Origin of the sequence: Bradyrhizobium sp. A11, assembly GCF_042077125.1 — a bacterium.
Lineage (GTDB): Bacteria > Pseudomonadota > Alphaproteobacteria > Rhizobiales > Xanthobacteraceae > Bradyrhizobium > Bradyrhizobium japonicum_B.
The window spans coordinates 3,296,490-3,320,053 of the sequence record NZ_CP149509.1 but is presented as its reverse complement, the minus strand read 5'-3'; the positions used below and the strand labels follow the sequence as shown (position 1 = coordinate 3,320,053).

The window sequence follows — 23,564 nt, the reverse complement described above, 5'->3', positions numbered from 1 at the left end:
ATGGCTGACGTTGCTTTGCGGAAGGTAGTCAAGCGTTACGACGACGTCGAGGCCGTGCGCGGCATCGACCTCGACATTGCCGACCACGAGTTCATCGTGCTGGTCGGCCCCTCCGGCTGCGGCAAGTCGACCACGCTGCGCATGATCGCAGGCCTCGAGGACATCAGCGACGGCGACATCATGATCGGCGGCGACATCGTCAACGACGTGCCGCCGAAGGACCGCGACATCGCCATGGTGTTCCAGAACTACGCGCTCTACCCGCACATGACGGTCGCGGAGAACATGTCGTTCGGGCTGCGCCTGAAGCACTATCCCAAGGCCGAGATCAAGGCGCGGGTGACGGAAGCGGCGCGCCTGCTCGACATCACCGACCTGATCGACCGCAAGCCGAAGCAGCTCTCCGGCGGCCAGCGCCAGCGCGTCGCGATGGGCCGGGCCATCGTGCGCAATCCGAAGGTCTTCCTGTTCGACGAGCCGCTGTCCAATCTCGACGCGAAACTGCGCGTGCAGATGCGTATCGAGATCAAGAAGGTGCACCAGAAGGTGCGCACCACCACCGTCTACGTCACCCACGACCAGGTCGAGGCGATGACGCTGGCCGATCGCGTCGTGGTGATGAACAAGGGACGGATCGAGCAGATCGGCACGCCGAACGAGCTCTATCACAAGCCGGCCACGCGCTTCGTCGCGGGCTTCATCGGCTCGCCCGCGATGAACTTCATCCCGTGCCGGCTCGAGGACGTCGGCGGCACGCTGCAGATCCGCCTCACCGACCGCATCGCCTTCCCGCTGCCGCCGGCCCGGGCCGCGCGCTACAATTCGCTGCCGCGCACCAACAAGCTGCTGCTCGGCCTCCGGCCCGAGCATCTCACCGAATCCCACGCGCATCTGGAGCCCGGCGTCGAAACCTTCGACACCGTGCTCGACGTCACCGAGCCGATGGGAATGGAGACCCTGGTCTATTTCGGACTCGATGGCACACCGGTCTGTGGCCGCGTCAATCCCAATGCCGGCGCCAAGGACGGGGCACCCATGCGTTTGGCGATGGACCTCAACAATATGCACCTGCTAAACGAGGCGACCGGCGCCGTGTTGTGACGCCGGTTCAAGAAACTCGCGCAGGCAGGGGACGATGGCGACCAACAAGAAGAAGATTTTCGTTACGCAAACTTTGTCGCAAGGGGCACGCGCCCTCCTCACCCAGCGGGACGATATCGAGCTCGTCGAGTTTCCGAACCTGATCTCGGCGGGGGACTTCGAGGCTTTGCTGAAGAGCCATGCGCCGGTCCACGGCGTCGCGCTCGGCGCCACCGCCTTCGGCGAGACCGAGCTCGAGGCCGCAAAGGACATGAAGGTGGTGACCCGGATCGGCGTCGGCTACGACGCCGTCGACGTGCCCGCCCTCTCCCGCCGCAAGGTGCCGCTGATGGTCGCCGGCAGCGCCAACTCGCCTTCGGTTGCGGAAGCCGCGCTGTTCATGATGCTCACGCTGGCCAAGCGCGCCCAGGAATTGCATTCTTGCGTCAAGGACGGCAAATGGGCCGACCGGCTCGGCATGCTGCCGTTCGATCTCTACGGCAAGACCGTGCTGGTGATCGGCTTCGGCCGCATCGGCAGCCGCACCGCCAGGCGCTGCCTGGCATTCGAAATGAACGTCGAGGTCTACGATCCCTACAAGCCTGCCGCCGAGATCAAGGCGGCCGGCTGCGAGCCCGTCGCCGACCTCGACGCCGCGCTGCCCAATGCCGATTTCGTCACCATTCACTGCCCGAAGACGCCGGAGACCATCGGTCTGTTCGGCGCTGACAGGATCGGCCGGATGAAGCCGAGATCCTATCTCATCAACACCGCACGCGGCGGCATCGTCAAGGAAGCCGCGCTCCACGACGCGCTGGTCTCGGGCAAGCTCGCCGGTGCCGGCATCGACGTGTTCGAGGTGGAGCCGCCGCCGGTCAGCAACGCGCTGTTCGCCCTGCCCAACGTCATCATCGCTCCGCACGTCGCCGGCGTCACGGTCGAGGCGGTCCAGCGCATGAGCGAGCAGACCGCGCGCAACATCCTGAGTGTGCTCGACGGCGATCCGATCCGGCAGAACGTGATCAATCAGGACGTGCTCGGCTGAGCTAAGCTGAGCTCCTGGCGGGGCGATGGAAGCGCCCGCCTTCGGAACGCCAGGAAGCGTCCCATTTTGGCGCAGATCGGGCCCCAACTCAGCCTTAATCAAGCGCGCCTAATGTTCCCGGCCGCGGCGGCAGTGGGACAGACTAGCCGGCCGCGTCGAGCTGGAGGATGGAGCCTTGTCAGAGATCGACCCGACCGACCACGCGCTGGCGACCATCGCCAGCATTCTGGAGAACCCCGAGCCCGTTCTGGTCATTCGCAAGACCGAGACAGAGATCGTGGTGTCCGGAGAGCGCGAGCATGTGGACTCCGACGAGCATCGGGTCGTGGACGAATATCCTGCGGTCGAAGAGCATCCGTCGCTGGAAGAGCATCCGGTCATCGAGGAGCAACCGCTGGTGCCGGAGCACACCGATGCCGACGGCTACAGCAAGGTCGGGCCCGGACCCATGGTGGCGATCCGTCTCAAATGGACGGTCCATCGCGGTGACGACGGCCAGTATTACGTCCACGAAACCATCGGCGAACAATCCGCGCCCGTGGTCAGCGGCCCCATGACGAGCGAGGCCGCGGTGCATTTCGTCGACACCCAGCAGGACGAGGCGCATCGGCGCTTCGAGCTGCTGCGCAGCGAGATCGCCGGCCGCAGCTCGCTGGCCGATTACGAGCGCAAGGGCGAAGCCTAGCGCTGCACCTGGAGGCCTTTCCACACCTCTCCCGAAGGGAGAGGTGTAGACCGAGCATCCGCAACTACTTCCTTCCGAGATAGTCCTTTTTCACGAGCTCGACGCCGGCGTGCCGCAGCAGGTCGTAGGCGGTCGTGACGTGGAAGAAGAACTGGGGGACGCTGAACGTCAGCAGCAGCGTCCGCCCCGTGAACGGCAGCTCGGTCCCGTTCTTCAACTTGAAGAAGACGTTGCGCTCCGCTGCCGCCTCGATCGCCGCGCGCGGCAGGCTTTCGATGAACTCGATCGAGGTGGCGATGCGCGCCTGCAGCCCGGCCATGTCGTGCTCCAGCGCCGGCAGCGCCAACGGCTCGCACTCCGCCAGCAAGGCCGGCGCGACCACGGCATGGCGGCAGGCCTCGCCGACCTGCTGGGCGAGGTCGTACATGTTCGGCGCAAGCCGCATGCCGAGCATCACCGCCGGGTTGAACTTGCGGGCCTCCGCATAGGCGACGCCCTTGTCGAGCAGGACCGACAGGTTACGCAAATACGGCACGAAGAGGCCGACCGAGGCCTCGTGCATTGAGATCGTCACGTTGAGATTCCCTTCAATTCCGCCTCGCCGGAAGCTCGCATCTGGTCTACATCCGTCTTGAGGAGCTGCACAATGACAGCTCGCGCGGGGGTGGAGAAGAGATGATCGTTCGAATGGCCGCTCGAATCCTGGCAGCTTTGGCCGTGGCCTTGCTGGCAAACCTTTCGGCCCAGGCGCAGCAGGCGCCCTCGCGGCTTGACGAGATCGTCAAGCGCGGCACCTTGCGCGTCGGCATGACCGGTGACTACAAGCCCTTCACCTATCTGGACAAGGCGACGCAGAAATTCAGCGGCTTCGATGTCGACATGGCCGAAGCGCTCGGCAAAGCGCTCGGGGTCAAGGTCGAGTTCGTCCCGACGGCCTGGCCGAAGCTGATGAAGGATTTCGAGGCCGACCAGTTCGACATCGCCATGGGCGGCGTCTCGGTCACGCTCGACCGGCAGAAGAAGGGCTTCTTCTCCACGCCGATCATGCGCGAGGGCAAGACGCCGATCACGCGCTGTGCCGACGTCGGCAAGTACCAGAGCATCGCCGACATCGACAAGAAGGGCACCCGCGTGATCGTCAATCCCGGCGGCACCAACGAGCGCTTCGCGCGCGCCAACATCAAGGAAGCCGACATCACGGTCTTCCCCGACAACACCGTGATCTTCGACGAGATCGCCAAGGGCAATGCCGATCTGATGATGACGGATGCCTCGGAGACGCGCTACCAGCAGAAGCAGCACGCCGGCGTGCTCTGCGCGGTGCACCCGGAAAAGCCGTTCGATTTCTCCGAGAAGGCCTACTGGCTCCAACGCGACATAGCCCTAAAGGCCTTCGTCGACCAATGGCTGCACATTTCCATGGAAGACGGCAGCTACAGGAAGATCTACGCCGCCTGGTTCGATTAGCTCGTTGTCGTGACGCAAGGGACCGTTGCGCGCAAAGCGCGGGGCGCGAGAAGCTGGAATCCGTTCCATTTCGGTTGCAATGGCGCCTCAGGCCGCGTCCTCCTGTCGCTTGCCTCGGCCCAACTTTGGGCCGGTCCCTCGCCTATTGAACCCTGACCAGCAGGACGGCGACTCATACCGAGACAGTGATCTAGATCACTTTCTGCAATCGAACCGATGCGTAAGCGTCGGTGCGGGGACCACCTGTTCAGGAGATGGAAATGAGGAAGCTGTTGGCCACGGCCGCATTCCTTTTGGCGAGCACCGCTGCCCAGGCGCAGTACACGTTCGAATATGGCGGACGCACCATCCGCATCGACCCCGACCGCGGCACGGTGCAGATCCCCGGCGTGTACGACAACACCGGCCAGAAGGCCAAGAAGGCCAAGAAGAACGAGACAGCGCCGGGCCAGCAGCCGCCCCAGCAAGCCATTGTCGAGCCGCAAACGCCGGCAGCACCGGTTCCCGCGCCTGCCCCCGTCGCCCCGCCGCCTGCGGCCGCCCAAGCGCCTGCGCCTGCCCAAGCACCTGCGCCGGCCGCTGCGGCCGTGGCGCCTCCGCCGGCTCAGCCTCCGGCGGCAACCCCCAGCAATGCGCCGGCCGAGACCGCGGTGCTGCCGCCGCCCGCGCCGCAAGCAGCCCCTCCGGCTCCCGCGCCGGCCACACAGCAGTCCGCTCCGGCCGCTCCCGCCGCGCCCGCCCCGGCCGTGGCTGCGGCTCCGCCGCCTCCCGCTCCGCCCCCTGCACCGGCGCCGGTTCAGGCGGCCGCGGTCGCTCCGCCCGCCCCGGCGACGGGGCCCACGCGCGATCTCAGTTCACCTCTCGGCGTCTGGCTCACCGAGGAGAAGGAAGGCAAGGTCCGCATCGAGCAATGCGGCAGCAATCTCTGCGGCTATTCAGTCGACAGCAAATCGAACCAGAACGGCGAGCAGGTTCTGATCAACATGAAGCCCGGCAAGGACCAGAAATGGTCCGGCCGCATTCTCGATCCGAATTCCGGCTCAACCTACGATTCGACCATCGCGATGAAGGGCACTGATCGCCTGCGCGTGCAGGGCTGCGCCTTCGGCGGCATGTTCTGCGGCGGCCAGACCTGGACGCGGGTGAACTGAGCGGCGCCAATCGGATTGAAGCCAACATGGCGCAGCCAGGCTGGCGTTTATGCGCGGGACCATCCGCGATCGGTAACGCGACTGCCACGCCGGCAGTCGCTGTCACCGCCAATGAGAGCGCTGCGGGCTTCCTGTCATAGGGAAGCGCAATTCAAACGCAGCGCAATTCAAACGCTCCATTGTGAACCATTTCATACCTTCTCGTCCTCGCTACTTCTAGTCTGGATTGAAAGCCAGACTATCTGCGACCGTCATACACCGCAATTGGCACCGTTTCGCCGAGACGCGTAGACTCGAAACGAGTTACTCCCCGACCTCGTTTCGGCGCCGGTCATCATTGCGTAAGCGAGCGAGGTTGTTATGGAGGAACTCCGTGCGACACCATCGCTAGTCTCGGGTGACCGGGGCCCCCACTCGCTGATGTCGGAGCAAGGCATCAGGCGCCATGTCATCGGCGCACTCCGAAGTCGGCAGACGAGCCTGACCACCGCGCTGCAGCCTCTGGTCCAAGAGCAAGCGCGGATGCTCGTTTCGGAATTCGGTTTCGACGCTCAGACCGTGGGCAAGATCCTGCAATCGCAAAACACTATGCTGAGCGTCTTGTCGGATCGGTATGACGCGCTCGATGAAGCCGCACATTACAGCGAGATTCCCTTCGTCGAACTGGCGCACGACGGCCGCATCGTCTATTCGAACGCGGCATTCGACAAGCTCTTGCCCGGCAGACGCGGTGTTCCCTTCTCCGGCCTGTTCGGATCACGTGCAGCCGACGTGTGGATGGCCCTCCGGGCCAACCACAATTCGAGCTTACGCGCAGACATCCAGACCAACGAACTAGTGCGTCAGGTCAGAGTCGAAATTGGCCCGCTGCGCGACGAGGATGGCATGCCGGGCAATTACGCGCTGCTTCTCGACCAGAGCGCCGAACAGAGCCGCCTCGATGCCCTGCAGGATGGCGTGCTCCGCACCGACTTGATCGGCAAGATCCGATTCGCGAACGAGCGCGCGGTGCAGGTCCTGGGATTCTCGGAATCAGAACTCAGGGAGATGCAGCTCTCCCAGGTGTTCGGCCCCGATGACGAGGGAGCGACGAACCTGTTCGGCGAATGGATCACAAAGCAAACGGGTTTCTCGAGTTTCGTTCGGCTGCGCCCAAAAGACGGGCGTTCCATTCTGGCAAGGGTGAGCGGAACGCCGTACATGGAAGCACCGAACAGTTCGGCGGGGCTATTGGTGCTGTTCGCTCCTCTTGCCGAAGATCGCGCGCGCCAGGAGCTCAAGACAATTCTTGCCGAGCACGATGATCCACAAGAGATCATCGAGGCAACACTTCAGGCGATCGGCAAGGTCATCCCGTTCGAAATGAGCACGTTCGGGGTCTACAGCGATCTCAACGACTTTTGGCGGGCGCTCACGATCTTTCCAAAACCCAGCTGGGAGTGGAGCACGCGTTGGTTCAAGGTGCCACCTGGCGTGATCGAGTGGCTCGAGCAGGGCAAGACGTGGGACAACAATCTGGCCGCGTTCGTCGAGAGCCGCAATCCCGAGGAAAAGGACAATCCGGTAAGCAAGGCCATCGTCGCCGACAAGTTCGAGTCGATGCTCGTATTGCCGATACGTAAGGCGGGAGGTCGGTTTGGCAGCTCGCTGGCTCTGCTGTCCCGCAAGCACAAATACACCCCTGCCGATCTACGCACGCTGCAAAATCTCGGCGTCGAGGAGATATTGCAGGCCGCCGACGCGGCCATGGAACATACGCAGGCGCGCACCTTGCGCAAACTCAAGGATGATTTGAACAAGGCACCGAGTGCGCGCGCCATCGCCGAGCTGCTGGCCACCGGGACGACGCAATGCCTGGGCTGGGAATATGTCGGCGTGTTCCGGATCGATCGCCTGGGCGGCAAGTTCGTGTTGGTCGCCGAGCACGTCAAGAACGACCGCAACCTGCTCGTGAAGGCGGCCGGCCGCAAGGCCGAATACACCCAGGATCTGTCCAGCGGCATGCTTGGCAGCTGCCTGACCGAACGAAACATTCTTGTCGTCCCAGACGTCAGCGATGCCGAGCGGAACTACGGCTTCATCAAGACCGCTCCCGATCAACGATCGGCCATGACGGTCCCCCTGCTCGTGAACGGCAAGATCGAGCTGATCCTGGACATGGAATCATCGGAGCTGAACGCGTTCCGTGGGCCCGATCGCGACGCGGCAAGCGGCCTCGCCGCCGACTGTGAACAGATCTTTGCGGCTCGGTGGCACGAAGCGATCGAGCACGCGCTCATGAATAGAATCGAGCAGGCGGCCGTCATCGTCGATGCCATTGGGACGATCTGCCACATGAATGGTGCGGCGGCCAACATCTTCGGCCAGGCGCGTGACAAGAAGCTCTCGACATTTGGTGCCCGGCAGGAAGATTCGGCGCAACTGTCGGAATCCGGGATCCAGCACCGTCTTCGCCTACACCTGTCGATCGGCGATGCGCCGCGCACCGAACTGACGGTTCTCGCAAGTCGCGAGCCGTTGAACGACGATTATGGTCATCAGCTCTGGCTGTTCATCAGCCTTGCCGATCAAAGCCGGGAGAGCGACTGGGGTTATCTGGAGGAGACTGTCACATCCGTTGCGCGCGAGACGCGCGCCCCGCTGTTGATGGCCGACGGCTTGCTGCGCGGCGCAGCGTCGCTCCTGAGCAAGCCGGAGCTCATGAAAAATTGCGCCGGTCTGCTCGAGCAGGCCGCCAACCACCTGCTCAAGGCCGATCTGACTTTCGAACGTCTGTCCGAGCGTCTCGTCGTGCAGCAGACACCGCAGGAAGTCCCCGAGCTGTTCGACGCATTGGAAGTGCTCTATCACGAGGTCGAGGGCCTTCCAGTCGAGGATCGCGACGCGATCCACTTCGTCGACGAGATTGCGACACGCCGCCCCCTGCTGGTGAAGGGATGGACGAAGCGATTGAGCTTTGCGTTTCGCTCCGCCCTCAGCTCCCTGCTGTCGTTGCGCATCACACCGAACGACAAGTTGACCGTGACGATTGCGGAACGACCGCAGCATCACCTCTCGGTGTCCATGCGCTTGCCCGCAATGATCGCCGACACCCTGGCTCCGTCGGCGGCGGACCCGATCGAGCAGAGTCAGCACCGGGCACGGCAAATGGCCAGCGTCGCGGTCGAGGCGATACGCAAGGCAGCCGAGCAGCACGGCGGCACTCTGACTGATTTGGACGGCGCAGGCTTCGACTTCAACCTGCCATTGTGTGCGCAGGAGGTACCGGTATGACAGCCAAGATCGCAATCGCCACCGCGGAGCCGAACATGTTCGAAACGCTGCGGGCACAGCTGCTCGCGGCGGGAGTGGCGATGGAGGAATTATACGACAAGCCTCTGATGACACCGGACCAGACCAACGAGTGGCTCGTCGCGAATGAGACCGAGCTGCTCGTGCTCGATGCCCGGCTGCCGACCGACCCGACTGCCGTCTATGACACACGTACGACTCTCGGCGCGAAGCACGTGCTCAACACCGTCGTTTTGGCCCAGGACCCGCACACTTCCGTGCTGGTCATCGCGCCCTCGTTCGGGACCTGCACGGACCTGGAGGAAGAGTGCCGGGCAGCGGGCAATGCGTTGATCCTGCCGATGGACGCGCTGCAGCTGCACCGGCACCGGATCTTGCGCCCGTTCATTGCGATGCTTACCGGTCGGCCGGACGAGACGAATGCGATCCCGGGCGCGTTCCGCGTGGTCGAGATCGAAATCCATAGCGCCAAGGTGGAATGCCGGCTCGGAACGGGCGAAGACGGCTCCTCGATGCTTCGCTGGAACACTATCAGCGATCTCGATGACCTCAAGTCTGCCGCTCAAACCTATGCGCGCGACGAGATGCCGCTGAACAATTGGCTCGGCCAGACCCGCGACGTTGGAACGCGCCTGTTCAAGAGCTTCGTCGTCAAAGCGATCGGAGAACATCTGTTCTCGCAGATCGAGAAGTCCGCAGGCGGGCTGGTGGGACTGTCGTTCCGGTTCGTCATCAGCGACGCAGGCTTTTATGCGGTGCCCTTCGAGGCGAGTGTGCGTTATCTCTCGGAGGAAAATGGGCCATTCGTGCTGCTCTATGCGCCGATTGTCCGGCGCATTCCGTTCTTCGTCCGTGGAAGGGCCAGTGAGCGAGCGCGGATCAGTCCGGGCGCGAAGCTGATGTTCGTTCGCTCTCAGATCGGCGAACATCCCGATCTGAAGCTCGACAGCGCGATCTGCGACGGCAAGAGGTTCGACAAGCTCGGCAATATCGATACTGAACTGCAGCACGTGGAGAAGCTGGGCGCCGCAGGCTGTTTCGATTTGAAGATCGTCAATTTGTCGGATGCCCCTCCGGGCGAGGCCGCCCCCTATTTGCTGAGGCAGCTGGACGCATTCCGGCCCACCATTCTCCACTACGCCGGTCACGCCTGGAGCGACGGTCAGCAAACCGCGACCCTCGTCCTTCCCGGGATGAAGCCAGAGCAGGCGGTCGGGCTGAAACTGGACAGGGTGGCGGCCTCTGACGGCCTTTCAGCGACGACGCTGGTCTACCTATCGGCCTGCCGTGGCATTTCGAAGGGTTGCGTTCAGCAATTGGTGATGAACGGAATCCCCTATGCGCTGGGCTTCCGATGGAATGTCGAGGACGAGCGCGCGCCGCAGTTCGCCAAGGAGTTCTATGACGAACTGTACCGGACGCGGTCCGTTTGCCTGGCGTTCCGGAAAGCGTGCCGCGCATCGTGGGAAAGCCTGAACTACGACGAGGAAAGCCCGATCTGGCTTTCTCCCATCCTGCTGGCGCAGTCGACCGATTGGGCAACACGCTGCCACTGAGCAGCTCGTAGTGGAAAGAATGTCATGACAGTCTGGGCCACGCTCAAGAACGTCGTCGACCACTGGGCAAGCCGCGAGCTGCGGCGCCCCTATGTCGGCTACGTCGCTTCGACCGGCAATGGGATAACGGCGGGACAGACCTTCGTGCCCGAAGCGAGCTACTTCGGCGTGCGCATGGTTGAAATGGGCTTACGCGAGGGCGGCAAGTTCTTCAGCTCGTTCCTCCCGCTCGGCGTCGTGCTCACCGAGTTCAGCTTCGGCGATGGGCGCCAGCGCCGGCCCACGATCTTGAGCAACGACGAGATCGCCGCTCAACTGAAGGCAGCCGGTGCCGCTCCGGGCTATGTCGACTTCAGGAATATCTATGCCGTCAGGCGCGCGCCCATGAAACAGGACAATCTGTCTCTGTTCGTCGGGCTCTTTCGCCTTCCGTTTCACGATGTCGCGCAGCAGGTCCTGCAACTGGCCGCCGACCTGACCACGCAGACCGGCCTCGCGCCGGGCGTCTCCGACGGGTTGCGTGTGGCTGAAAAGATCTACGACCGGGTCGCCGGCCTGTTCGGACTCAACATCGTCACGCCGTTGTTCTCGTACGCCGACGGCAATGCGCTTGGTCGCAGCGGCTACCTGCTGGTTGCAGGTTCCGATCTCGAAGAAGCGGTCGCCAAGCGGTTGGTGGTGACCGACGACCGCTTGCTGCTGGACGGCCGGCGTGTGTCTGGACTGGACTATTGCCTCCTGGGCGTCGAGTTCACGGCCAGCCTGCTGCCCGACGGGCCGGACTCGATCAACCCTCTCACGCAGCTCGGATTTCATCGACACTGGCAGGGTGTTGCAGGCAGCATCATGAGGCGGGAGTTGGAGCGTGCGGACGAGCAGATGCTGACTCTGCGCGCCGAGGTGATAACGTCGCCCGAACTTGCCGAAAACGATCGTCTCGTGGCGATCGGCGCCTACCAGACGAGCTACGACAAGCTCGTGGAACGCGTGACACCGAAAAATGCTCACCGCGGCTGGGAAAAGGCAAACCTTGGCGCCCCCAACGACAAGACGATCGCCAAACCGGCCGTGACAGAGCTCCTGAAGGGCATGCAGATCCGGCTGCTCACCGGCATCAGGGATGCCCCGGAGGATCCCGACAAGCTTTTTGCGGCCGAGGCTTTCGCATTGCGACAAACAGTCGGCAAAATTTCTCTGGTCGACACGGACTCCGCCGTCGCGCTGGCGCGCGTGATCGATCGCGCTGCGGCAGCAAAGTGACGGCACGAACCAGCCGTTTCACGGCTTGCCCGGCGATGGGCTGGCGCCCGGAAGCGGTCCTCGCCGTCACCGTCCGGCCGAATGCGTGACAGTCCTCACATCGGCCCGCCCCGCCTTATGACACGCTGCCCCGCAGGTTCAGCCAATGGGGCGTGTCATGCGATATCTTTGCAAGGGTGTTTTTGCCGCGATCTGGGCCGTCGCCCTGCTCTGCGGACCGGCGAATGCAGCATCGACCAGCTTCGACGGCGCCTGGAACGTCCGCATCTCGTCATCCAGCGAGACCTGCGGCAACGGCGCCACCGTCGCGATCGGCATCAACAACGGTCAGATCGCATCGAGCAGCGCGGCCGTGTCGGCGTCAGGTCGCGTCGCCGATGCCGGCAGCATCAACGTCACCTTGAGCACGGGCATCAAGCGCGCCGTCGGCTTCGGCCGGCTCAGCGGCACCTCCGGCTCCGGCACCTGGCGCGGTGCGCTGTGCACGGGCACGTGGACGGCGGAGCGGATGTAGGTTGCCGTGTCCCGGACAAGCGGCAATGCGAAGCGTTGCCGCGCAGAGCCGGGACCCAGCACGCTTCACAATGCGCTTCGTAGCACGGCAGCTCTGATGGGGTGGACGGCCCCCTACGGCATCAGTTGTGCCAGAATGAGGTTGTCAGACACCCATTCACAGGAGCCGTCCGTGAACCAGATTATCCGTATTGGGATGGATACGTCGAAGCATATTTTTCAACTGCATGGGGTTGATGCATCCGAGCAGGTGGTGCTGCGCAAGCGGCTGACCCGCAAGGCGATGCTGGAGTTTTTCACTAAGCTGCCGCCGACGGTGATTGCGATTGAGGCTTGCGGGGCTGCTCACCACTTGGCACGGGAGCTCGGCAGGCTGGGACACACGGTCAAGCTGATTGCGCCGCAACTGGTGAAGCCCTACGTGCCGCGCAACAAGAACGACGGACGCGATGCGGAGGGACTTTGCGAGGCGTCGAGCCGGCCGCGGATGCGGTATGTGCCTGTAAAGACGGCGGAGCAGCAGGCCGCACTGATGCTGCTTGGCGTCCGCGAGCAATTGGTCGGGCGTCGCACGCAACTCTCCAACACGATCCGCGGTCATGCGGCGGAGTTCGGTCTGACCGAGGCCAAGGGGCTGGACAAGCTCGCTGCGTTTCTGGCCGCGATCGAGCGGGACGAACGTGTGCCCGTGCTGGCCCGCGAGCTTTTTGTGATGCTTGCTCGGCAATACGACCAGGTGCAGACCGAGCTGAAGGCGATCGAGGCCAAGCTGCGGGCCTGGCACCGGGCCGATGCCACGAGCCGGCGATTGGCGCAGATCCCGGGGGTCGGCCCGGTGACGGCGGCCGCGCTGGTGATGAAGGCGCCTGATCCGCACGCCTTCCGTTCGGGACGATTGTTCGCAGCCTGGCTCGGCCTGACGCCCAAAGACCATTCCACCGCAGGAAAGACCAGGCTCGGCAAGATAACCCGAGCCGGCGACGAGAGATTACGTCAACTTCTTGTGGTCGGGGCGACCGCGGTCGTCAAGCAAGCGACCGGGAAGCGCCGTCGTGGATCGCGCTGGCTGCTCGACCTACTCCAGCGCAAGACGCCGAAGCAGGCAGCCGTGGCGCTGGCCAACAAGACTGCACGCATCGCCTGGAAGCTGATGGCGACGGGAGAGGATTATGACCGCGCGCGGTTCGATGCCAAAAGCGATGCCGAAGTGGCCGCCGCCGCGTAGTTGAGATTCGGCCGACCGGCGGGCTCGCCCACCGGCCGAACCGGAGCTGCAAGAGCAGAGGAGATGGTGCGATCGATCGTTCCGAGATGCGAGCAAATCCGTGGGACCCAGTGGTCGAACAAGACCGCCCTTCTGATTGGAACTCGCGTCGCGAAAACCATCTTGGCCCGCGGTTCAACACGCCGCATCAACAGGCCGGACATATGGATGCAAGCGATCCGATCAAACCTTACAAAGCTCTTGTGCCACGGGGGCCGTCCACATATGGGTCCCGGATCAGCGCCGCATCGCCTTGCGGTGCTGCGGCTTGTCCGGGACACGAGGCTCTAGCCCAGCGCCGCGCCGTACTCCGCGTCGGTGACCGGCTCGAGCCAGGTCGAGTACACGCCGTCGAGCGCCTCCTGCATGGCGATGTGGCACATGCCGTTGGTCGGCGAGGCGCCGTGCCAGTGCACTTCGCCCGGCGGAATCCAGACGGTGTCGCCGGGACGGATCTCCCTGACGGGACCGCCCTTGGTCTGGACGCGGCCGACGCCGGAAATGACGTAGAGCGTCTGGCCGAGCGGATGATGGTGCCAGTTGGTGCGGGCGCCGGGCTCGAACGCAACACGCGAGCAGTTCAGCCGTGCCGGCGCGGGCGCCATGATCACGGGGTCCTGCCACACGGTGCCGGTGAAATTCTCCTTGGGCGCGCGGCGGGTCGGCCGCGTGCCTGCAACAGTGATCTCCATGGGATTACCTCGCTTGCTTCCCGGTTACTTCTTGCTGGCGGCGTAGCGCGCCTTGGTTTCGGCGTTCATGGGATAGAGGCCCGGCAGCACGGCACCGTTGTTCACCTCGTTGACGATCCAGGCCTCCATGCGCTCCTGCTCGACACCCTCGTTGAGCACGTGCTCGAGCATCGCCTGCGGGATCAGCACGCAGCCATCCTGGTCGGCGACCACGATGTCGTTCGGAAACACGGCAACGCCGCCGCAGCCGATCGGCTCGCCCCAGCCGACGAAGGTGAGGCCCGCGACGGAAGGCGGCGCGGCATAGCCGTCGCACCAGACCGGAAGATTGGTGCCAAGCACGCCCTCGACGTCGCGCACGACGCCGTCGGTGACCAGCGCGGTGACGCCGCGCTTGACCATGCGGGCGCACAGGATGTCGCCGAAGATGCCGGCATCGGTGATGCCCATGGCATCGACCACGGCGATGCATCCTTCCGGCATCGCCTCGATCGCGGTGCGGGTGGAGATCGGCGAGGACCAGGATTCCGGCGTCGCCAGATCCTCGCGCGCCGGCACGAAGCGCAGCGTGAAGGCCGGTCCCACCAGGCGCGGCAGGCCCGGGCGCAGCGGCCGCGCGCCGCGCATCCACACATTGCGCAGGCCCTTCTTCAGCAGGACCGTGGTGATGGTGGCGGTGGTGATGCCGGCGAGGGTCTTGCGGGCTTCGGGGGACAGCGACATGGAAACAGACGAGCTCCGGGGTGCGGGAAACAACGCGCGCATCTTGCGAGCCGCAGCCCTTGCGTCAAGGGCCAAGAGGCGCGCAATAACGCAGGGCCGGTGGGCCTTTATGCGACGCGATAACAAGGCTTTATCGCCTCCCCCTGCATTAATTTATTGGACTTGCGGGCGCATATACGCGAAGCAGGGGTGACGCGGAACTCAAGCTCGAGCCCGCGCTTTGCAAAGCCCGATTCCGACAGCTCTTCGACAGCTCAATGGCCGCGACGCTTCCCCCGCCCCGCCTCCTGCCCAGTGGCGACAGCGCCGTCACGGTCGAGTTCAGCCGCACCATCGACGAGGAGGCCAACCAGCGCGTGCTGGCGCTCGACAAGGCGCTCGCGGCAAGCCCCATCGAGGGCGTCACCGAGACCGTGCCGACCTATCGCTCGCTGCTGGTGCACTACGACCCCTGCAAGATCGGTTTCGACGCGCTCGGCGACAAGCTGCTTCCGCTCGCGATCCAGCCGCCGCCGCCCGTGACCAAGGCGCGCCGCTGGCGCGTTCCCGTCGCCTATGGCGGCGAGCACGGCATCGACCTCGAGGATGTCGCCAAGGCCCTCAACACCACGCCGGACGACATCGTCGCCCGGCATGCGGGCGGCGACTACAAGGTCGCCATGATCGGCTTCACGCCGGGCTGGTCCTATCTCAGCGGCCTCGACAAATCGCTGCACATGTCGCGGCGGCAGAATCCGCGGCTGCTGACGCCGGCCGGCACGATCTCGATCGGCGGCGTCCAGGCCGGGATCCAGTGCCTGGCGGCGCCGAGCGGCTGGCACCTGCTCGGCCGCACGCCGGTGCGAACCTATCAGCTCCACCGCGATCCAACCTTCCTCACCGAACCCGGCGATCGCGTGACGTTTTTCGCCATCGACCACAAGACCTTCGACGAGCTGGACCGCGCGGCCGAAGCCGGCGAGATCGTCGCCGAGCAGGTGGACGCATGAGCCGGCTTGTTGTCGCCAGCATCGGCCCGGCAAGCTCCGTCCAGGATGGCGGCCGCTTCGGCGCGCAGCGCTACGGCCTGACGGTGAGCGGTGCGATGGATCGGCTGTCGCTGGCTGCGGCGAACACGCTGGTCGGCAACGCGCCGTTCGCCGCCGCCGTCGAGATCGGTCCGTTCGGTGCCGCCTTCACCGCCCGTGACGGCGCCGTGCGCTTAGCAATCTCGGGGGCGCCGCGCAACGCGGACGTCGCCGGAAACCCGGTCGCCATGGACACGTCAGTGACGCTGAAGGACGGCGAGACGCTGACGCTGGGCTTTGCCCGCGGCGGCGCCTTCACCTATCTCGCGATCGAAGGCGCCATCACCGGCGAACGCGTGTTCGGCAGCCTCGCGGTCAATGCCCGTGCCGGCCTCGGCAGCCCCTACCCGCGCCCGCTCCAGGCCGGCGACGAATTCAGCGTCGATGCCGCGAGCGGCGCAAGCGAGTTGCGCATCGAATTGCCGAAGCCCGCGAGCGGGCCGATCCGGGTTCTGCTGGGACCGCAGGACGACGAGTTCGACGACGCCAACAAGGCGTTGTTCCTGGGCAGCGAATGGAAGATCTCGGCGACCTCCGACCGGATGGGCTACCGGCTCGAAGGCCCCGCGATCAAGCATCTGCACGGCCACAACATCGTCTCCGACGGCACCGTCAACGGCAGCATCCAGGTGCCTGGCAACGGTGCGCCGATCGCGCTGATGATGGACCGCGGCACCTCCGGCGGCTATCCGAAGATCGCAACCGTGATCACCGCCGACATCGGCCGCCTCGCGCAGACCTCGGCGGGAACGGCGTTCCGCTTCAAGGCCGTCAGCATCGCCGAGGCACAGGACGAGGCGCGAAAATTCGCGCAAACGATCCGGAGCCTGCCCGATCGCCTGCGCGCGGCCGACAGCGTTGCGCTCAACATCGAGGCCCTCAGCGATGCCAACGTGGCAGGCCATGCGGTGAACGCGGTCGATGCCGGCACCTGGCAGGTCACCGCGGAGCCCTAGACGCAACAACAAGACCCGAAGGCGGAGAGCACCCATGAAGACGATCGATCTCAATTGCGACCTCGGCGAAGGTTTCGGCGCGTGGGAGATGGGCAACGACGCCGCCATGATCGAGCTCGCAAGCTCGGTCAACGTCGCCTGCGGCTTCCATGCCGGCGACCCCGACATCATGCGCCGGACGGTGGAGCTGGCGAAGGCGCGCGGCGTCTCGGTCGGCGCCCACCCTGGGTATCGGGACCTGCACGGGTTCGGCCGCCATCCGATCGCGGGCCTCAAGGCTTCCGAGATCGAGAACCTCGTCGCCTATCAGATCGGCGCATTGCAGGCGATCGCGACCGCGGCCGGCCACAAGGTCACGCACGTGAAGGCGCATGGCGCGCTCTCCAATGTCGCCTGCGAGGACGACATGACGGCCAAGGCGATCGCCGCCGGCATCAAGGCGGTCGACCCCAGCCTGATCTTCGTCGTGCTCGCCAATTCGAAGCTGGTGAAGGCCGGCGAAGACGCCAACCTGCCGATGGTGCACGAAGTGTTCGCCGACCGTGCCTATGAGGACGACGGCAATCTCGTCTCGCGCAAGAAACCCGGCGCGGTGCTGCACGATGCCAAGGCCATTGCCGAGCGCGTGGTGCGCATGGTGCAGGACGGCGCGGTGGTCTCGGTGACCGGCAAGGTGATCAAGATGCGCACGGACACGGTGTGCATCCATGGCGACACCCACGGTGCCGTCGAGATCGCGCGGACCTTGCGAGCGGCGTTGAAGGATGCCGGGATCGAGGTCGCGCCGTTCAAGCGCGGGTGAGGCACGACAGGTGCCGTAGGGTGGGCAAAGCGAAGCGTGCCCACCAAACCGAAGCCGTATATTGAGAGATGGTGGGCACGGCGCGAGTGCGCCTTTGCCCACCCTACGAGAGCTCTAAAACGGATGCACCGAGAGCGTGCCGAACACGATCGCGGCGATGACCGCAAACGCGCTGTAAAGCGCCAGATGATGGGCGCTCGCCCGGGTCTGCCGCGAGAGCGAGCGCGCGTAGAAGTGCAGTCTGGCTTCCGCCGATAGTTCGCGCATGGTCGATCTCCAACGCCCCATTTGCCGGAGTATGAAGGATCAACCAGGGCGGGAGGCAAGACGGCGGCGCAAATAGCGATGCGCCTGCTCCGAGGCGGCCGTCTCGCAGACGTAAATTCTCCGGAGCTCTGGGTTCCGAGAATCTTATTCGTTCAAATCCGAGCCAGTTGGAACCGGCTCGGAGATCGGTGAGCGGCAGCCGTCAGTACACATCCGCCTGGAAGCGCCCGGTCTTCTTCAGCTCGGCGACGAAACTGACGGCTTCGTCGGTCGAACGCGCGCCGAACTGGGCGACGATGTCGACCAGCGCGCGCTCGACGTCCTTGGCCATGCGCTTGGCATCGCCGCAGATGTAGAAATGCGCGCCTTCGGCCAGCCACGTCCACAGCTCGCGGCCGACCTCGCGCATGCGGTCCTGCACGTAGAACTTCTTCTCGCCGTCGCGCGACCAGGCCAGCGACATCCGCGTGAGCAAACCCGAGGTCTTCATCGCATTGAGCTCCTCCTGGTAGAAGAAGTCGCAATCGCTGCGCTGATGGCCGAAGAACAGCCAGTTCTTGCCGGGCGCGCCGGTCGCCTTGCGGTCGAGCAGGAAGGCGCGGAACGGCGCGATGCCGGTGCCGGGACCGACCATGATGATCGGCGTCTTCGGATCCTTCGGCAGGCCGAAGCCGTGCGCCTTCTGCACATAGACCTTGAGCTTGTCGCCCTCGTTGATGCGCTCGCCGAGGAAGGTCGAGGCGACGCCGAGGCGCTTGCGCTTGCCGATGACGTAGCGCACGGAATCGACGGTCAGCGACAGCTTTCCGGGCGTCGCATTGTGCGACGACGAGATCGAGTAGAGCCGCGGCTGCAGCGGCTCCAGCGCCTCGACGAAGGCCTCGGGGTGCGGCCGCGTGCCGGAAAACTTCTGCAGCCCCGCCATGACGTCGAGGGTTGCGGCATCGCCATCGGGGTCCTCGCCCTGCGCCAGCGCCCTCGCCTTTTCCCGCGCCGCGCCGCCGGTGATGAAGGAGATCAGCTCGAACAGGGTGTCGGGCGCCGGCGACAGCGAGACGTCGTCGATCAGCACCTCGCGCAGCGTCTTGCCGTTGACCTTCGTGGTGTGGGAGGCGCCGAGCAGCGCGATGATCTGGTCGACGAGGCCGACATCGTTGCGTGCGAACACGCCGAAGCTGTCGCCAACGACGTAGTCGAGCTTGCTCTCGGAGAGATCGAACTCGACGTGATAGGTTTCCTTCTCCGACTTGCCCTTGTTGAGCAGGCGGCGCGACAGGAAGGTCGCAGGCACGGGGTTGTCGCGTGAGCGGCCCGGCTCTGCGATCGTCACCGTCACGGCCGGGGCCGGAGCGTCCGGCTTGTCCGACGCTTTGGCCGCCGGGGCCTTGTCCAGCTCCTCGTAGAGCGACTTCAGCATCCGCGCGGTTTCCTTGCCGCCGGGAACGCAGAGGTTGAGACGCGCTTCGCTGCGGCTGGCAATCGCCTCCGAATAATCGTGGCAATTGTAGCCGCACTGGCCGCAATCCTGCTGCGCCATCGCCGCCATCATCTTGCGGCGCACCGGGCGTCCCTCGGCGAGCTTCATGCGATCGGCAATCGGCATGGTCTGGTCGTGCCATGGCGCTTCGCCGTCGTCACCGTCGCCGGCCGCGCCTTGCATGACGGCGGCGCCCTGCTCCGCCGACAGCGGCGCGGCGACATCAGGCGACAGCAGCCCGGCGAAGAAACCGTTCAGCCAGGAGCGCTGCGCATCGGAGAACGGTGCGCTGGCGGGAATGATGTCGAGCCTGGGCGGAGGGGTGATCTGGTTCATGCGGACACCTGTGCATCGGCAAGCTTGCGCAGCGTTTCGCCATCATGGCGGCGCGCGAAGGAGAGAAAGGTTTCGTCGGGCGACGAGCGGTGGGCGATATAGGCCTTGAGCAGCGCCTCGACCGTCTTCGGCGCGTCCTCGGCCTTGAGGTCGTGGTAGACCTCCTGCCCGACATCCGCGTCCGGGCCGAACCCGCCGCCGGTGAAGAGGTGATAACCCTCGACCGTGTCGTCCTCGCCAACGGGCACGCGCGCGCCGATCAGGCCGATGTCGCTGATGTAATGCTGCGCGCAGGAATGATGGCAGCCGGTGACGTGGATGTTGACCGGCTTGTCCATCGCCACCCGCGGCTCGCACCAGTCTCCGATCTCGGCGGCGTGGCGTTTGGTGTTCGCCGCGGCGAAGCGGCAGCCGGCATTGCCGGTGCAGGCGATCAGGCCGGCGCGGATGTGCGAGGCCTCGACCGCAAGCCCGATCTGCTTGATCGCCGCAATGGCAAGCTCGACGTTCTCGTCGCGGACGCCCGATATCAGCAGATTCTGCCAGACCGTCAGCCGGATCTCACCGTCGCCGAGGTCGTGCGAAACCTTGGCGAGCCCCCGCATCTGGTCGCTCGTCAGCTTGCCGAGCGTCAGCGACACGCCGATCCAGTTGAGTCCGTCCTGCTTCTGCTTGTGCACGCCGACATGCGCCATGCGGTCGGCGGCCGGCCGCGGCGCGAACGCCTCCTCCGGCACGCGCGCGAACGGCGTCTTCAGCCGCTCCTCGACCAGCCCAAGGAAACCGTCATGGCCCATGGCGTCGAGCACGTATTTCAGCCGCGCCTTGTTGCGGTTGGTGCGGTCGCCATGCTCGATGAAGACGCGCACGATGGCGTCGGCAACGGCTGTCGCCTGCTCCGGCTTGACGATGATGCCGGAATATTTCGCAAAGTCCTTGTGGCCGGTGATGCCCCCGAGGCCAAGGCGGAACCAGACTCCGGGCTCGACGCCGAAACCGTCCTTCACCTCATAGGCCGTGAACGCGATGTCGTTGGTCTCCTCCAGCACGGCGATCCTGCCGGCACCGTCGAAGGCGACGTTGAACTTGCGCGGCAGGCCGTAGAGCGAGCGATCGTTGAGGATGTGGTAGTGCCATTCGCGCGCATAGGGGCGCGTGTCGATGATCTCCTGCGGATCGATGCCGGCCGTCGGCGTCCCCGTCACGTTGCGGATGTTGTCGGCGCCGGAGCCGCGCGAGCACAGGCCAAGCTCCTGGATGCCCTCGAGCAGCCTGATCGCGTGCTTCGGCGGGATCTCGCGGAGCTGGAGATTGGCGCGCGTCGTGACGTGGCTGTAGGGCCCGCAGAGCTCGTCGGCGAGATCGGCGAGGCCCGACAGCTGCCAGTGCTTCATGATGCCGTTCGGGATCCGCAGGCGGCTCATGTAGGAGTCCTGCGTCGGCGCGACGTAGAAGATGCCGTAATAGCGCCAGCGGAAATTGTCGGCCGGGCTCGGCGGCGCATTGTCGAGCGCCTGCTGGCGCAGCCGTGGATAGGCATCGAAGGGATGCTCGTCGCGCTTGAACTTCTCCTGGTCGGCGAGCTTCTTGCCCGCCGCGATCACCTTGTCCTGCGCCTTGAGGTGCACGGCGTCGGGACCGACAGGCTCAGCGTTCGCCTTGCCGGCACTGCCGCCGCCCAGACCGCGCCCGACCCGGCTGATCTGCAGACCGGTGGTGAAGCCTTCGAGATAGCGTTTCTGCTCGTCGGTAAAGTCGACTGCGAGCGTATCGATTTTCATGGTCGGTAACGAAGCTCCTGCGGCCACCTGGGTGGCATCGACGGACATTGCGCGACCCGCGAGGACCGAGGCTGGCTCCAAGAGCCGGCTTCGCTACCCCAGCGGTCCGATCAGCTTCGTTGCTGCGGGACTCGGCTCAGCAGGCACCTGTGACAAGCTGGCCGCACTGCAACATTCAAGTTGCGTGCCAGCTTGGAAGAAATGGAAAGTTTTATGTTTACAATCGGTTATGTGAAGACCCGGAAGATCCCGGGCCGTGCGCTTTCACGAAATTCGTGCACTCCGATCAACATTTGGGCAGCGAATCTCCGCGCCCAAAAATGATGCAGACCGAATCAGGTCTGCCACCGGCCCACCGCGAAGGCCTCGAGGTGCCCCCGGATGTTGGCGGGATCGAAGACCGGGCCGGCGAAGGCGCCGAACGCCGCGGCAGGCTGCTCGGGCGGCTGCCTGCCGAGGGCCGCATCGTACAGATCGGGCCTGAACACGGCCATCGCCGTCTTGACGCCCTCCGGCGCGAGCGCCGTCTGCCCCCAACGCACCATCTGCGCATAGAGCCAGGCGGCCTGCACCGGATCCGGGCGCCCTGCCCCCTCCCGCCCCACCAGGAGATAGCGGCCGCTTTCGCGGAACGTGCCGTCAGGAGAAATCTTCAGGCGCCCGGTCAGGGTGCGCTGGATGACTTCGGCATCGACGCCGATCCGCTCGGGCTGCGCCAGGATCTGCGCCGCCTCGGTCTGGTTCGCAGGGTTCTCGATGAACTCGGCCGCCTTCACCGCCGCGCGCACCAGGCTGGCGACCACGTCCGGATTCTTGTCGGCCCAGACCTGGCGAACCGCCAGCACCTTCTCGGCGGCGCGGTCGAGGATGTCGGAGACGAAATGCAGGATGTGACCGATGCCGAGATCGACCGCGATCGAATTCCAGGGCGCACCGACGCAGAACGCGTCGACATGGCCATTGGCGAGGCTGTCGACCATATAGGGCGGCGGCAGCACCACGAGGCGCACGTCCTCGTCGGGATCGACGCCGGCCGCGGCCATCCAGAACCGCAGTTGATAATTGTGGGTCGAGAACGGGAAGGTCATGCCGAAGGTCAGCGCCTCCGCCCCCTCTTTGCGCCTGATCGCAACGACCTTCGCCAGCGCCTTCGCCGTCACCATCGGATCGAAACGGTCGCCGTCGATCTGCTCCATCAGGGCGGCATGGAGCGCCGGCGACACCGTGATGGCATTGCCGTTGATGCCGAGATTGAAGGGCGCGGCGATCGGCACTTTGACATGGCCGAGCCCGAGCGAGGACGCGATCGCCACGGGCGCCAGCAGATGCGCGGCGTCGAACAGGCCGATATTGAGCTTGTCGCGGACATTGGACCAGGAGACCTCGCGCACCAGCTCGACGTCAAGGCCTTCGGCGGCGGCAAATCCCTTGTCGACGGCGACGATCAGCGCGGCGGCATCGACCAGCGGAATGAACCCGATGCGAAGGGGGGCGGTCATTTCAGCATCTCCGAGGCGGTGATGATCGACTGCGCGATCTCACCGATTTTCTTCTTCTCGCGCATCGCGGTGGAGCGCAGCAGCACATAGGCCTCGTCCTCGGTCAGGCCCTTCACCTTCATCAGGATGCCCTTGGCACGTTCGATGATCTTGCGGTCCTCGAGCTGCGACTTGGTGCGCTCGAGCTCCTCCTGGAGCTTGGCGAAGGCGTTGAAGCGGGACACGCAGAGGTCGAGGATCGGCTTGATGCGCTCCTTCTTCAGCCCGTCGACGATGTAGGCGGACACCCCCGCCTCGACCGAGGCCTGGATCGAGGCGGAATCGCTCTGGTCGACGAACATCGCGATCGGCCGTTTCACGGCGCGGCTGACCTGGAACATCGCCTCCAGCACGTCGCGGCTGGGGTTCTCCAGATCGATCAGGATGATGTCGGGATCGACCGCATAAATACGGGCCAGCAGGCTCTGCATCTCGCTGATATGGACGACCTGCGTGAATCCGGCCTCCCGCAATCCCTCCTGCAGGATCGCGGCCCTGACAGGGCTTTCGTCGACGATCACGATTTTGGGCGACTGTTCGGCGCTCATGGCTCACTCGCGGCAGGCAATTCATCCATAGCACGCCGGAACGCCCTGCAAAGGGTTGTATTTGT

General features: G+C 64.9%; 21 protein-coding genes. 13 read left to right on the top strand and 8 right to left on the bottom strand.

Annotated features, from left to right (window positions below; all coding sequences use genetic code 11):
- The 3 genes from WI560_RS15315 to WI560_RS15305 all read left to right on the top strand — a co-directional run bounded on the left by WI560_RS15315 (window position 1) and on the right by WI560_RS15305 (window position 2,810).
- The gene (locus WI560_RS15315; RefSeq protein WP_375308652.1) at window positions 1–1,101 is read left to right on the top strand and encodes an ABC transporter ATP-binding protein; all 1,101 of its coding nucleotides are present in this window, start codon (window positions 1–3) and stop codon (window positions 1,099–1,101) included.
- A 34-nt stretch (window positions 1,102–1,135) separates the two neighbouring features.
- Window positions 1,136–2,125: a hydroxyacid dehydrogenase gene (locus tag WI560_RS15310; protein WP_375308651.1), complete on the top strand. Its 990-nt coding sequence runs from the start codon at window positions 1,136–1,138 to the stop codon at window positions 2,123–2,125.
- 175 nt (window positions 2,126–2,300) lie between these two features.
- Complete coding sequence (locus WI560_RS15305; RefSeq protein ID WP_375308650.1) at window positions 2,301–2,810, top strand: hypothetical protein; 510 nt, start codon at window positions 2,301–2,303, stop codon at window positions 2,808–2,810.
- Window positions 2,811–2,874: 64 nt separating this feature from the next.
- Here the strand turns inward: WI560_RS15305 and WI560_RS15300 are convergent, their stop codons facing one another.
- Window positions 2,875–3,372 (bottom strand): DUF1993 family protein, encoded by a 498-nt coding sequence (locus WI560_RS15300; protein WP_375308846.1) that lies wholly within the window; start codon window positions 3,370–3,372, stop codon window positions 2,875–2,877.
- A gap of 125 nt (window positions 3,373–3,497) precedes the next feature.
- Between WI560_RS15300 and WI560_RS15295 the strand changes: the two genes are divergently transcribed.
- The 7 genes from WI560_RS15295 (at window position 3,498) to WI560_RS15265 (ending at window position 13,273) form a co-directional block, all read left to right on the top strand.
- Window positions 3,498–4,277: a transporter substrate-binding domain-containing protein gene (locus tag WI560_RS15295; RefSeq protein ID WP_375308649.1), complete on the top strand. Its 780-nt coding sequence runs from the start codon at window positions 3,498–3,500 to the stop codon at window positions 4,275–4,277.
- Window positions 4,278–4,537: 260 nt separating this feature from the next.
- On the top strand, window positions 4,538–5,428 hold the full coding sequence (locus tag WI560_RS15290) for a DUF2147 domain-containing protein (RefSeq protein WP_375308648.1): 891 nt from the start codon (window positions 4,538–4,540) through the stop codon (window positions 5,426–5,428).
- 420 nt (window positions 5,429–5,848) lie between these two features.
- Entirely contained in the window at window positions 5,849–8,701 is a 2,853-nt protein-coding gene (locus tag WI560_RS15285) for a PAS domain-containing protein (protein WP_375308647.1), read from the top strand.
- A complete protein-coding gene (locus WI560_RS15280; protein ID WP_375308646.1) occupies window positions 8,698–10,275 on the top strand; it encodes a CHAT domain-containing protein in 1,578 nt (525 codons plus the stop codon). Before WI560_RS15285 ends, WI560_RS15280 begins: the two co-directional genes overlap by 4 nt.
- A gap of 24 nt (window positions 10,276–10,299) precedes the next feature.
- Window positions 10,300–11,535, top strand: a complete 1,236-nt coding sequence (locus WI560_RS15275; protein ID WP_375308645.1) for a hypothetical protein — start codon at window positions 10,300–10,302, stop codon at window positions 11,533–11,535.
- Between the two features lie 157 nt (window positions 11,536–11,692).
- Window positions 11,693–12,049, top strand: coding sequence for a hypothetical protein (locus tag WI560_RS15270; RefSeq protein ID WP_375308644.1), 357 nt, complete (start codon window positions 11,693–11,695; stop codon window positions 12,047–12,049).
- 171 nt (window positions 12,050–12,220) lie between these two features.
- The gene (locus WI560_RS15265; RefSeq protein WP_375304826.1) at window positions 12,221–13,273 is read left to right on the top strand and encodes an IS110 family transposase; all 1,053 of its coding nucleotides are present in this window, start codon (window positions 12,221–12,223) and stop codon (window positions 13,271–13,273) included.
- 326 nt (window positions 13,274–13,599) lie between these two features.
- On the opposite strand, the gene WI560_RS15260 is transcribed toward WI560_RS15265, so the two are convergent.
- Entirely contained in the window at window positions 13,600–14,004 is a 405-nt protein-coding gene (locus WI560_RS15260; RefSeq protein WP_028136366.1) for a cupin domain-containing protein, read from the bottom strand.
- Window positions 14,005–14,028: 24 nt separating this feature from the next.
- A complete protein-coding gene (locus tag WI560_RS15255; RefSeq protein ID WP_028136365.1) occupies window positions 14,029–14,727 on the bottom strand; it encodes a ribonuclease activity regulator RraA in 699 nt (232 codons plus the stop codon).
- Between the two features lie 257 nt (window positions 14,728–14,984).
- Here WI560_RS15255 and pxpB point away from each other — a divergent pair, with 257 nt between their 5' ends.
- The 3 genes from pxpB to WI560_RS15240 are packed head-to-tail and all read left to right on the top strand — an operon-like array spanning window position 14,985 to window position 17,552.
- Window positions 14,985–15,716, top strand: a complete 732-nt coding sequence (gene pxpB, locus WI560_RS15250; protein WP_375308643.1) for a 5-oxoprolinase subunit PxpB — start codon at window positions 14,985–14,987, stop codon at window positions 15,714–15,716.
- Window positions 15,713–16,750, top strand: a complete 1,038-nt coding sequence (locus WI560_RS15245; protein WP_375308642.1) for a biotin-dependent carboxyltransferase family protein — start codon at window positions 15,713–15,715, stop codon at window positions 16,748–16,750. The genes pxpB and WI560_RS15245 overlap by 4 nt, the downstream gene beginning before the upstream one ends.
- Before the next feature lie 34 nt (window positions 16,751–16,784).
- Window positions 16,785–17,552 carry a LamB/YcsF family protein gene (locus WI560_RS15240; RefSeq protein WP_257194769.1) on the top strand — a complete coding sequence of 256 codons (768 nt, stop codon included), beginning with the start codon at window positions 16,785–16,787 and terminating at the stop codon, window positions 17,550–17,552.
- Between the two features lie 114 nt (window positions 17,553–17,666).
- On the opposite strand, the gene WI560_RS15235 is transcribed toward WI560_RS15240, so the two are convergent.
- The 5 genes from WI560_RS15235 to WI560_RS15215 form a co-directional block, all read right to left on the bottom strand.
- Window positions 17,667–17,819 (bottom strand): hypothetical protein, encoded by a 153-nt coding sequence (locus WI560_RS15235; protein WP_063831425.1) that lies wholly within the window; start codon window positions 17,817–17,819, stop codon window positions 17,667–17,669.
- A 202-nt stretch (window positions 17,820–18,021) separates the two neighbouring features.
- Window positions 18,022–19,632 (bottom strand): sulfite reductase subunit alpha, encoded by a 1,611-nt coding sequence (locus tag WI560_RS15230; protein WP_375308641.1) that lies wholly within the window; start codon window positions 19,630–19,632, stop codon window positions 18,022–18,024.
- Window positions 19,629–21,413, bottom strand: coding sequence for a NirA family protein (locus WI560_RS15225; protein WP_375308640.1), 1,785 nt, complete (start codon window positions 21,411–21,413; stop codon window positions 19,629–19,631). The genes WI560_RS15230 and WI560_RS15225 overlap by 4 nt, the downstream gene beginning before the upstream one ends.
- A gap of 335 nt (window positions 21,414–21,748) precedes the next feature.
- Window positions 21,749–22,912, bottom strand: a complete 1,164-nt coding sequence (locus tag WI560_RS15220) for a CmpA/NrtA family ABC transporter substrate-binding protein (RefSeq protein ID WP_375308639.1) — start codon at window positions 22,910–22,912, stop codon at window positions 21,749–21,751.
- Complete coding sequence (locus WI560_RS15215; protein ID WP_135167097.1) at window positions 22,909–23,499, bottom strand: ANTAR domain-containing response regulator; 591 nt, start codon at window positions 23,497–23,499, stop codon at window positions 22,909–22,911. Before WI560_RS15215 ends, WI560_RS15220 begins: the two co-directional genes overlap by 4 nt.
- Window positions 23,500–23,564: the final 65 nt, after the last annotated feature.